Below are 9,116 nucleotides of genomic sequence, written 5' to 3' on the forward strand. Positions count from 1 at the left end.
CCCCGATTGTGTGCCGATGGGCATCTCGCTCCAGCCCCCCGGCCGGTGCGCTCCCTCCCCCGCCTTCCCCCACAAGGGGGGAGGGAGCGCACCGGCCGGGGGGCTGGAGCGAGATGCCCATCGGCACACAATCGGGGACACCCCATGACCGCCCTCTCCGCCCTGATTCGTCGCGACGTCCGGATTGCGCTGCGCGTTGGCGGCGGGGCGCTCATCGGGGTGCTGTTTTTCCTGACCGTCGTGGTGCTGATGCCGTTTGCGGTGGGGCCGGATCTGGCGCTGTTGTCGCGGCTGGGGCCGGCAATCCTGTGGCTGGGCGCGCTGCTGGCGAGCCTGCTCACCCTCGACCGTCTCTTCATGGCCGACCATGAGGATGGCTCGCTCGACCTGATCACGATGAGCCGGACGCCACTGGAACTCGCCTGCGCCGCCAAGGCGCTGGCGCATTGGCTGGCCGCCGGCCTGCCGCTGATCGTCGCAACCCCCGTGCTGGGGCTGCTGCTCAATCTCGACATGGTTGCAACCGGCGCGGTGGCCCTGACGCTGCTGGCGGGAACACCGGCGCTGACCTTCACCGGCATGATCGGCGCTGCGCTGGCGGTGACGCTACATCGCGGCGGTCTGTTGATGGCCGTTCTCGTGCTGCCGCTGTCGATTCCGGTGCTGATCTTCGGGGTCGCGGCCTCGCAGGCGGCGATCGTCGGACCAATGTCATTCGGCGCGCCATTTTCGATCCTGTGCGCGCTGTCGCTCGTCAGCCTGGTCATCGGCCCCTTTGCGGCCGCCGCAAGCCTCCGGCACGGACTCGACTGATCTTGACCCCGATCAACTTTCGCTTCGCACTTTCGTGCTGATTGCCTGCGGCCCCTCGCCATGATTATCAGGTGACCATGACACTGATCGACCTTGCCAACCCCTCGCGGTTCCTTGCGCTGACGGCGCGCGTGCTGCCGTGGCTTGCGGGGGCGACCCTGATTCTGCTCGCGCTGGGCCTCTATCAATCGGCGCTGGCGCCCGACGACTATCAGCAGGGTGCCACCGTGAAAATCATGTTCATCCACGTGCCAAATGCCTGGCTGTCGATGTTCGTCTGGGGCGTGATGAGCGTGGCATCGCTCGGCACGCTGGTGTGGCGGCATCCGCTCGCCGACGTCGCCGCGAAAGCGGCCGCGCCCATCGGCGCCGCCTTCACCTTCCTCGCGTTGCTGACCGGCTCGCTATGGGGCCGGCCGATGTGGGGCACCTATTGGGAATGGGACGCCCGGCTGACCTCGGTGCTGATCCTGTTCCTGATGTATCTCGGCCTGATGGCGCTGTGGCGCGCAGTGGACGATCCCTCGCGCGCGGCGCGTGCCGCAGCGGTGCTGACGCTGGTCGGCGCGATCAACCTGCCGATCATCAAGTTCTCGGTCGACTGGTGGAACACGCTACACCAGCCGGCCTCGGTGATGCGCATGGGCGGTTCGACGCTCGACAAATCGTTCCTGATTCCGCTGCTCGTGATGGCGGTCGCGTTCACGCTTTTGTTCGTCACGCTGCATCTGGCGGCAATGCGCAACGAGATATTGCGCCGCCGCGTCCGCTCCCTGCAAATGATGCAGGCGAGCCGCATAGCGTTTTCGAGCGAGTTGAGCGCCAGTTCGCGTGAAGAAAAAAAAGAAGCTGGGGCCGCATAACATGTCGCTCGGCCCGTACGCGTCCTTCATCGTGACGTCCTATCTCGCGGTAGCCATCGTGGTGGCGATCCTGATCGGCTGGATCATGATCGATTATCGCAACCAGGCAGCGCGTCTGCGTGAGCTGGACAGAAGCGGCGTCACCCGCCGCTCGGGCCGCAGCGCGACGGAGCTGCGATGAGCGAGCACTCGACCTCCGCCACGCCGCCGCGACGCAGCCTCCTGGTGTTGCTGCCGCTGATCGCCTTCACCGGCCTTGCGCTACTGTTCTGGTTCCGGCTCGGCAGCGGCGATCCCTCGCGCATCCCCTCGGCGCTGATCGGCCGGCCGGCGCCGCAGACCACGCTGCCACAGCTCGATGGGCTGCAAGCTGGCGGCGCACAGGTGCCGGGGCTCGACCCGGCCGCGTTCATGGGCAAGGTCAGCCTGGTCAACGTCTGGGCATCCTGGTGCGTGCCCTGTCACGACGAGGCGCCGCTCTTGACAGAGCTAGCCAAGGACAAGCGCTTCCAGCTCGTCGGCATCAACTACAAGGATACGCCCGACAATGCGCGGCGCTTCCTCGGCCGCTACGGCAATCCATTCGGCGTCGTCGGCACTGATACCAACGGCCGCGCCTCGATCGAATGGGGCGTCTACGGCGTGCCCGAGACCTTCGTCGTCGGACGCGAAGGCAAGATCGTCTACAAGCTGGTCGGACCGATCACGCCGGAGAATCTGCAAACGGTGCTGCTGCCGCAGATCGAGAAGGCGTTGAAGGTGGGAAGCTGACGCGTCATCGGTGCCAGCCCGCATACCGCCGTCATGCCCCGGCTTGACCGGGACATCCAGTACGCCGCGGCTTATCGCTTCATCACGGACGTCTCGGAGTACTGGATCGCCGATCAAGTCGGGCGATGACAGTCGAGTGTACGGCGTGCGCTTCAATCCACGTCGTGGAGAGACATCACCCCTTCCGCACATCTCCTGCTTCGGCCTCGCTCGCTTCCAGCGACACCGGTGCGATGTGATAGCGCTTGGTCAGCGGCATCTGTGCGATGGCAAAGATCATCGTCAGCGGCGTCACGCCGAAAACCTTGAAGTTGACCCAGAAGTCCGTGGTCTGGGTGCGCCAGACGATTTCGTTGAGTACCGCCATGCCGGCGAAGAACAGCGCCCAGCGGAAGGTCAGGATGCGCCAGCCCTGTGGCGTCAGGTTGAACATCTGATCGAACATGATGGCGATGAAGGAGCGACCGAACAGCAGCCCGCCGCCGAGCACCGCTGCGAACAGGCCGTAGATGATGGTCGGCTTGACCTTGATGAAGGTCTCGTCGTGCAGCACCAGCGTCAGCGTGCCGAACACCAGCACGATCGCGCCGGTGACCAGCGCCATGATCGGCACGTGGCGCGTCACCATATAGGAGGCGATTATCGCCGCGACGATCGCGACCATGAAGGCGCCGGTCGCGGCGAACAGATTGAACCTCGAATTCACGAAGAAAAACACGAGCAGCGGGCCGAGCTCGGTTGCCAGCTTGAACAGCGGATGCGGCTGGGACTTGTCCATTTCAACTCTCAATTCCGGCGATCGCGCGGGCGAAATCGCGCGCGGTGAACGGCGCGAGATCGTCGACGCCTTCGCCGACGCCGATGAAATGCACCGGCAGTTTGAATTTCTCGGCAAGCGCCACCAGAATGCCGCCGCGCGCGGTGCCGTCGAGCTTCGTCATCACCAGGCCCGTAACACCGGCCGTGCGGTGGAATGCCTCGACCTGTGACAGCGCGTTCTGGCCTACGGTGGCATCCAGGACCAGCAGCACTGCATGCGGCGCCGAGGCATCGACCTTGCGGATCACGCGCACGACCTTTTCGAGCTCGTTCATCAGCTCGGACTTGTTCTGCAAGCGGCCTGCGGTATCGATCAGGAGCACGTCGATCGCCTGCTCCTTCGCGGCCGTCAGCGCATTGAAAGCGAGGCTTGCCGAATCCGAGCCTTGCGCGCCAGATATGACCGGCGTCCTGGTGCGCTCGCCCCAGACCTTGAGCTGCTCGATTGCGGCTGCGCGAAACGTGTCGCCGGCCGCCAGCATCACCTTGCGGCCTTCGGAGGCGAATTTCGCGGACAGCTTGCCGATGGTCGTGGTCTTGCCGGAGCCGTTGACGCCGACCACGAGGATGACGAAGGGCTTTTTCGTCGCATCGATCGCGAGCGCCCTGGCGACCGGAACCAGCACCTTCTCGACCTCGGTGGCGACGACGTCCTTCACCTCGTCCGGCGAGATCGCCTTGTCATAGCGCCCCGCACCGACCGCGTCCGCGATGCGCACCGAAACCTCGGTGCCGAGGTCGGCGCGCAGCAGCACGTCCTCGATGTCGTCGAGCATGGCGCGGTCGAGCTTGCGCTTGGTGACGAGGTCGGCGACCGCGGTCCCGAGCGAGGCCGACGTGCGCTTCAGCCCGTTGGACAGGCGGCGCCACCAGCTCAGTTTAGGGGTGTCAGTGGTATCGTTCATGGTGGCGTGTTAGCCGTTCCGGCTCCTAAACGAAAGTCTTCAACGAAAGTCCTGATATTGCTCGATGTTCCCGAACTGACATCAGACGAAATCATGGCGCGCGTGCTTCACCGCGACGGGTTGATGCTGGTGATCGACAAGCCGGCCGGCCTTCCCGTGCATCGCGGCCCGAAGGGCGGAGCGAACCTGGAAGCCTCGTTCGATGCGCTGCGATTCGGCCTGCCACGACCGCCGGTGCTCGCCCACCGGCTGGACAAGGACACTTCCGGCTGCCTCGTGCTTGGGCGCCATCGCAAGGCGACCGCTTCGCTCGGCCTGCTGTTCAAGCACGGCAAGATCGGCAAGACCTATTGGGCCGTGGTCGAGGGCGGGCCGGCCGAGGACGAAGGCACCATTGACCTGCCGCTCGGCCGCCTCAATGCCGAGCGCGGCTGGTGGCAGAAGCCGGACCCGGAAGGCCAGAAGGCGATCACCAACTGGAAGGTGATGGGCCGGGGCGAGGGCCTGACCTGGGTCGCCATGGAACCGGTTACCGGCCGCACCCATCAGTTGCGGGTGCATTGCGCGGCGCAGGGCTGGCCGATCGTCGGCGACAACATCTACGGCAATGGCCCGCGCTTCGGCGAGCCACGGCTGCATCTGCATTCGCGCGAAATCGTGGTCCCGATCTCCCGCAACAAGGAGCCAGTGCGCGTGGTCGCACCCGCGCCGCCGCACATACAGGACCGGCTCAGGACCTGCGGCTGGAACGGGGAATAGCGCCGCTGTCGTTCACCTCTCCCGCTTGCGGGAGAGGTCGCGCCAAAGGCGAGGGTGAGGGCTTTCTCCTCTTGGGGGTTCTCGGTTGCGGAAACACCCTCTCCCCAGCCCTCTCCCGCAAGCGGGAGAGGGAGCGCAGTTCCTCCGCGGCGGCCTCTCGCTGAAGCACGGCGCCGCCACCTTCTCGATGGTTTACGAAACGTTCAGTGCTCGCCTCTAATGATAACGGTTGCTTAGAACAAGCTTCTTCGAACCGGCTCAGGACGAGCAACGCTTCATGCCGCAGGCCCAGCCATCGATCATCGCCGAAGTCGAGGGTGCGATTCGCGCCGGCTCGGACGAGAAGCGCCTGGAAACGGCGCGGCGCGTCACCGACCTGTTCCTGTCCTCCGCCGGCAGCTTCAATGACGAGCAGATCGCACTGTTCGACGACGTGCTCGGGCGGCTGATCAAGACCATCGAGCTGCGCTCGATCGCCGACATGGGCGCGCGCGTCGCGCTCGCCGAGATCAGCGCGCAGCTTGCACCGATCGCGCAAGCGCCGCCATCGGTAATCCGCCGCCTTGCCGGCAATGACGAGATCAGGATCGCCGGCCCGGTGCTTCAGGAATCGGCGCGCCTCGATGAGGCCGAATTGCTCAACATTGCGGTGACCAAGGGCGAGCAGCATCTGCTCGCGGTCGCCGGACGCTGGTGGCTGAAGGAAATCGTCACCGACGCGCTGCTGGCGCGCCGCTATCCGAGCGTCAGCCGGCGGCTTGCCGCCAATCCCGGTGCCCGGCTGTCCGCGAGCGGCTTTGCCGTCATCGTCGGACAGGCCGAACAGGACCCCGAACTGACCGTGAGCGTGGGCGTGCGCGTCGATCTGCCCTCGGACCTGCGCCGAGAGCTGCTGCGCTCGGCGACGGACGCGGTTCGCACGCGCCTGTTGTCGCGCGCCCCGCCGCATCTGTTCGAGGAGATCCAGAACGCAATCGCAAGCGTCGCCACCGGCGTCGATCGCGAGATGTCGGGGATCCGTGATTTCGTTGGCGCCAAGCGCGCTGTCGCAAAGCTCAAGGAAACCGGCCAGCTCAACGAGGCAACGCTGCGCGGCTTTGCCCTGCAGCGGCGCTATGAGGAAACCGTCGCTGCGCTCGCAGCATTGTCCGAGTCCACCGTCGAGGTCATCCGGCCCCTGATGCAGAGCCTGCGCGATGACGGCCTGCTGGTGCCCTGCCGCGCGGCGCTGCTGAGCTGGGAAACGACCAGCGCCGTGCTGGAAAGCCGCTACGCCACCGGCACGATGAAGCCCGCCGACCTCGCCAAGGCCAAAGGCCATTTCGCGAGGATGACGCCGGAAAACGCAAGGCGCACGCTCAGGTTCTGGCAGGTGCGGGCGTCGTAAGCGAACAAGGGGCGCGCGCTATCGCCAAACTCACGGTGTCATCACCCGAAAGCGGGTGATCCAGTATTCCAGAGGCAGTGGTGGGATACGGAGGAGCTGCGGCGTACTGGGTCGCCCGGTCCCGTCTCCGCCAAGGCTTCGACGAGGCTCGCGAACTCAGGGCCGCCGAAGCTTCAGCGAAGGCGGCAAGCCGGGGGACCACAGCGATCATGTGGTGAGCCGCTCGCCATCCTCACCGCCAATCCTGAGCGGCACGACGCTTCCCACCTCTGCCCGCGCGACCACTACCGGCAGATAATGCTCCGTGCGGCCCTGGCTGTCGCTTTCGATCAGCACCTCGCGGGTCGCGCCGACCTCAGCCTGTAGCCGGCGCTGCAATGCCGCTTCGCCGGCCGCACGCAGGCGTTTCGCGCGATCTTTGATCACCGCGCCCGCGACCTGCGGCATCCGCGCGGCCGGGGTGCCGGGGCGCGGCGAATAGGGGAAGACGTGCAGGAAGGTGAGACCGCATTCCTCGACGAGATCGCGCGAGCGCGCAAACATCTCTTCCGTCTCGGTCGGAAAGCCCGCGATGATGTCGGCGCCGAGCGCGATGTCAGGCCGCAGGCGGCGCACCTGCTCGCAGAATGCAATTGCGTCCGAGCGCGAATGCCGCCGCTTCATCCGCTTCAAAATCATGTCGTCGCCGGATTGCAGCGACAGATGCAGATGCGGCATCAGCCGCGCATCGTCGGCGATGGCGTCGAGCAGGTCGCTATCTGCCTCGATCGAATCGATCGATGAGATGCGCAGGCGCTTCAGCTCCGGCACATGCCGCAAGATCTGCTTCGTCAACATGCCGAGCTTTGGCGCGCCCGGCAGGTCGGCGCCGTAGCTCGTGAGGTCGACGCCGGTCAGCACGATCTCGGCATGGCCGCGCTCGGCTAGCGCGCGCACCTGCTCGACCACCGCGCCCATCGGCACCGAGCGCGAATTGCCGCGGCCGAACGGGATGATGCAGAAGGTGCAGCGATGATCGCAGCCGTTCTGCACCTGCACGAAGACCCGCGGCAGACCGCTCGCAAAGCCGTCGATCAGATGCGGTGCCATAGCCTTCACCGCCATGATGTCGCTGACCGCGATCTTGTCATTCGCGCCGATATCGAACGCGGCACGCGCCTCGCGCCAGGCCATGGCGTGCATCTTGTCGTCATTGCCGACGACGCGATCGACCTCGGCCATGCCCGCGAACATCTCGCTTTGCGTCTGCGCCGCGCAGCCGGTAACGACGATGCGCGCACTGGGCCGCTCGCGCTTCAATTTGCGGATCGACTGCCGCGCCTGCGCCACCGCCTCATTGGTGACCGCACAGCTATTGATGACGATGGTGTCCGAGAGCCCCGCCCTCTCCGCCTCGCGGCGGATCACCTCGGCCTCGAAGGCGTTGAGGCGGCAGCCAAAGGTCAGGACCTCGACGCCCATCAGGCGACCGAGGCGAACAGCGCCGGATCGAAATTGCCTTCATATTCGAAGGTCGCCGTGCCCGTCATCAGCACGTGATCGTCGCGCTCGCGCCATTCGATGCCGAGCTTGCCGCCGGGCAGCGTGATCTCGACGCTGCGGTTGGCGCGCTTCAACCGCGCCGCGGCCACCGCCGTCGCGCAAGCCGCCGACCCGCAAGCCTTGGTGAGGCCCGCACCGCGCTCCCAGGTGCGGATCGTGATGTGATCGCGATCGACGATGTGGGCGAGCGTGATGTTGGCGCGCTCGGGGAAGATCGGATGGTTTTCGAGCAGCGGACCAAAACGTCCGAGGTCATAGGCGTTGACGTCGTCGACCCAGAAGACCGCGTGCGGGTTGCCCATGCTCACCGCGGACGGCGAATGCAGGATCGGCTTGTCGATCGGCCCGATCTGCAACTCGATGTAACGGGTGTCGCGAAACTCCTCCGCCAGCGGAATGTCCTGCCAGCCGAATTTCGGTGCACCCATATCGACGGTATAGAGATCGGGGGTAGATCCCTGCCAGCAGTTCAAAAGCCCCGCGGCGGTCTCGAACGTCGCGGCGGTCTGCCCGGTCTTTTCAAAAATACGCCGCACCACGCAGCGCATGCCATTACCGCAGGCGCCGGCCTCCGAGCCGTCATTGTTGTAGATGCGAATGAAGGCCTCGGTGCCGTCGAGCCGCGGCTTCTGGAGCACCATGAGCTGGTCGTAGGGCACGCCCTTCGCGGAGGCGACCGCGCGCGCGTCATCCGGCGTGACCGAGGCGGCCGAATCCCGCATGTCGACAACGACGATCTCGTTGCCGATGCCGTTCATCTTGGCAAATGCGTGATTGGCGAGCGCGCTCATGAAATGTCCTGAATTTCGCCTGCCTTATATGGCGATCATGGCACGGTTGGCCAGTCATTTGCAGCGTGTGCCCTATGACGCATCTGTCATGGGACGAATTTGGGCCATGCGTGTTAGATAGGCGCGTTCGCGCGAACCGGGACGCGCACGTGGTACAAGAAATGCGGGCAGGAGCTTACTTGCCTTGGGGAGACACGTAATGACGAGCTTTTTCCGTCCGTTTTTGGCCGCGGTGATCCCGGCAGCCGCCATTACCCTCTGCCTCTCCGGCGCGTTCGCGCAATCGCCGACCCCGGCACCGGCAGCCTCCGCGAACCCCACGCCGGCTCCGTCGGCCTCGCCCTCCCCGGCCGCCAGCGCATCGCCCTCACCTGCGACGTCCCCATCGCCGGCTCCGGCGGCCAGCGCCTCCCCCTCGGCCAGCCCGACGGCGCCCCCCGCAGCAGCCACTGTCTCTTATACACAT

The 9,116-nt window shown here is 65.7% G+C and carries 10 protein-coding genes; 6 read left to right on the forward strand and 4 right to left on the reverse strand.

The features are described 5' to 3' along the window. The first annotated feature begins 144 nt into the window (after nucleotides 1-144). The 4 genes from ccmB to SO156_RS45075 all read left to right on the forward strand — a co-directional run bounded on the left by ccmB (nucleotide 145) and on the right by SO156_RS45075 (nucleotide 2,447). A complete protein-coding gene (ccmB, locus tag SO156_RS45060; protein ID WP_458149002.1) occupies nucleotides 145-813 on the forward strand; it encodes a heme exporter protein CcmB in 669 nt (222 codons plus the stop codon). 77 nt (nucleotides 814-890) lie between these two features. Then, nucleotides 891-1,676: a heme ABC transporter permease gene (locus SO156_RS45065; RefSeq protein WP_458149001.1), complete on the forward strand. Its 786-nt coding sequence runs from the start codon at nucleotides 891-893 to the stop codon at nucleotides 1,674-1,676. Between the two features lies 1 nt (nucleotide 1,677). Beyond that, complete coding sequence (gene ccmD, locus SO156_RS45070) at nucleotides 1,678-1,857, forward strand: heme exporter protein CcmD (RefSeq protein WP_458149000.1); 180 nt, start codon at nucleotides 1,678-1,680, stop codon at nucleotides 1,855-1,857. Beyond that, complete coding sequence (locus tag SO156_RS45075; protein WP_498539355.1) at nucleotides 1,854-2,447, forward strand: DsbE family thiol:disulfide interchange protein; 594 nt, start codon at nucleotides 1,854-1,856, stop codon at nucleotides 2,445-2,447. The genes ccmD and SO156_RS45075 overlap by 4 nt, the downstream gene beginning before the upstream one ends. Nucleotides 2,448-2,622: 175 nt before the next feature. On the opposite strand, the gene SO156_RS45080 is transcribed toward SO156_RS45075, so the two are convergent. Together SO156_RS45080 and ftsY are read right to left on the reverse strand one after the other, a co-directional pair. Next, entirely contained in the window at nucleotides 2,623-3,225 is a 603-nt protein-coding gene (locus SO156_RS45080) for a septation protein A (RefSeq protein ID WP_458148999.1), read from the reverse strand. 1 nt (nucleotide 3,226) lies between these two features. Further along, nucleotides 3,227-4,171, reverse strand: a complete 945-nt coding sequence (gene ftsY, locus SO156_RS45085) for a signal recognition particle-docking protein FtsY (RefSeq protein ID WP_498539356.1) — start codon at nucleotides 4,169-4,171, stop codon at nucleotides 3,227-3,229. 93 nt (nucleotides 4,172-4,264) lie between these two features. Between ftsY and SO156_RS45090 the strand changes: the two genes are divergently transcribed. After that, nucleotides 4,265-4,930 carry an RluA family pseudouridine synthase gene (locus tag SO156_RS45090; protein ID WP_458148997.1) on the forward strand — a complete coding sequence of 222 codons (666 nt, stop codon included), beginning with the start codon at nucleotides 4,265-4,267 and terminating at the stop codon, nucleotides 4,928-4,930. Between the two features lie 277 nt (nucleotides 4,931-5,207). Next, on the forward strand, nucleotides 5,208-6,317 hold the full coding sequence (locus SO156_RS45095; RefSeq protein WP_498539357.1) for a DUF2336 domain-containing protein: 1,110 nt from the start codon (nucleotides 5,208-5,210) through the stop codon (nucleotides 6,315-6,317). A 207-nt stretch (nucleotides 6,318-6,524) separates the two neighbouring features. On the opposite strand, the gene mtaB is transcribed toward SO156_RS45095, so the two are convergent. Together mtaB and dapF are read right to left on the reverse strand one after the other, a co-directional pair. Next, the gene (gene mtaB, locus SO156_RS45100) at nucleotides 6,525-7,778 is read right to left on the reverse strand and encodes a tRNA (N(6)-L-threonylcarbamoyladenosine(37)-C(2))-methylthiotransferase MtaB (protein WP_498539358.1); all 1,254 of its coding nucleotides are present in this window, start codon (nucleotides 7,776-7,778) and stop codon (nucleotides 6,525-6,527) included. Further along, complete coding sequence (dapF, locus tag SO156_RS45105) at nucleotides 7,778-8,650, reverse strand: diaminopimelate epimerase (RefSeq protein ID WP_458148994.1); 873 nt, start codon at nucleotides 8,648-8,650, stop codon at nucleotides 7,778-7,780. The genes mtaB and dapF overlap by 1 nt, the downstream gene beginning before the upstream one ends. Nucleotides 8,651-9,116: the final 466 nt, after the last annotated feature.

The sequence above is a fragment of the Bradyrhizobium sp. UFLA05-125 genome, from assembly GCF_059803515.1.

Coding starts and splice junctions, on each gene's coding strand:
- ccmB (WP_458149002.1), top strand. CDS start 145: ATGACCGCCCTCTCCGCCCTGATTCGTCGCGACGTCCGGATTGCGCTG.
- SO156_RS45065 (WP_458149001.1), top strand. CDS start 891: ATGACACTGATCGACCTTGCCAACCCCTCGCGGTTCCTTGCGCTGACG.
- ccmD (WP_458149000.1), top strand. CDS start 1,678: ATGTCGCTCGGCCCGTACGCGTCCTTCATCGTGACGTCCTATCTCGCG.
- SO156_RS45075 (WP_498539355.1), top strand. CDS start 1,854: ATGAGCGAGCACTCGACCTCCGCCACGCCGCCGCGACGCAGCCTCCTG.
- SO156_RS45080 (WP_458148999.1), bottom strand. CDS start 3,225: ATGGACAAGTCCCAGCCGCATCCGCTGTTCAAGCTGGCAACCGAGCTC.
- ftsY (WP_498539356.1), bottom strand. CDS start 4,171: ATGAACGATACCACTGACACCCCTAAACTGAGCTGGTGGCGCCGCCTG.
- SO156_RS45090 (WP_458148997.1), top strand. CDS start 4,265: ATGGCGCGCGTGCTTCACCGCGACGGGTTGATGCTGGTGATCGACAAG.
- SO156_RS45095 (WP_498539357.1), top strand. CDS start 5,208: ATGCCGCAGGCCCAGCCATCGATCATCGCCGAAGTCGAGGGTGCGATT.
- mtaB (WP_498539358.1), bottom strand. CDS start 7,778: ATGGGCGTCGAGGTCCTGACCTTTGGCTGCCGCCTCAACGCCTTCGAG.
- dapF (WP_458148994.1), bottom strand. CDS start 8,650: ATGAGCGCGCTCGCCAATCACGCATTTGCCAAGATGAACGGCATCGGC.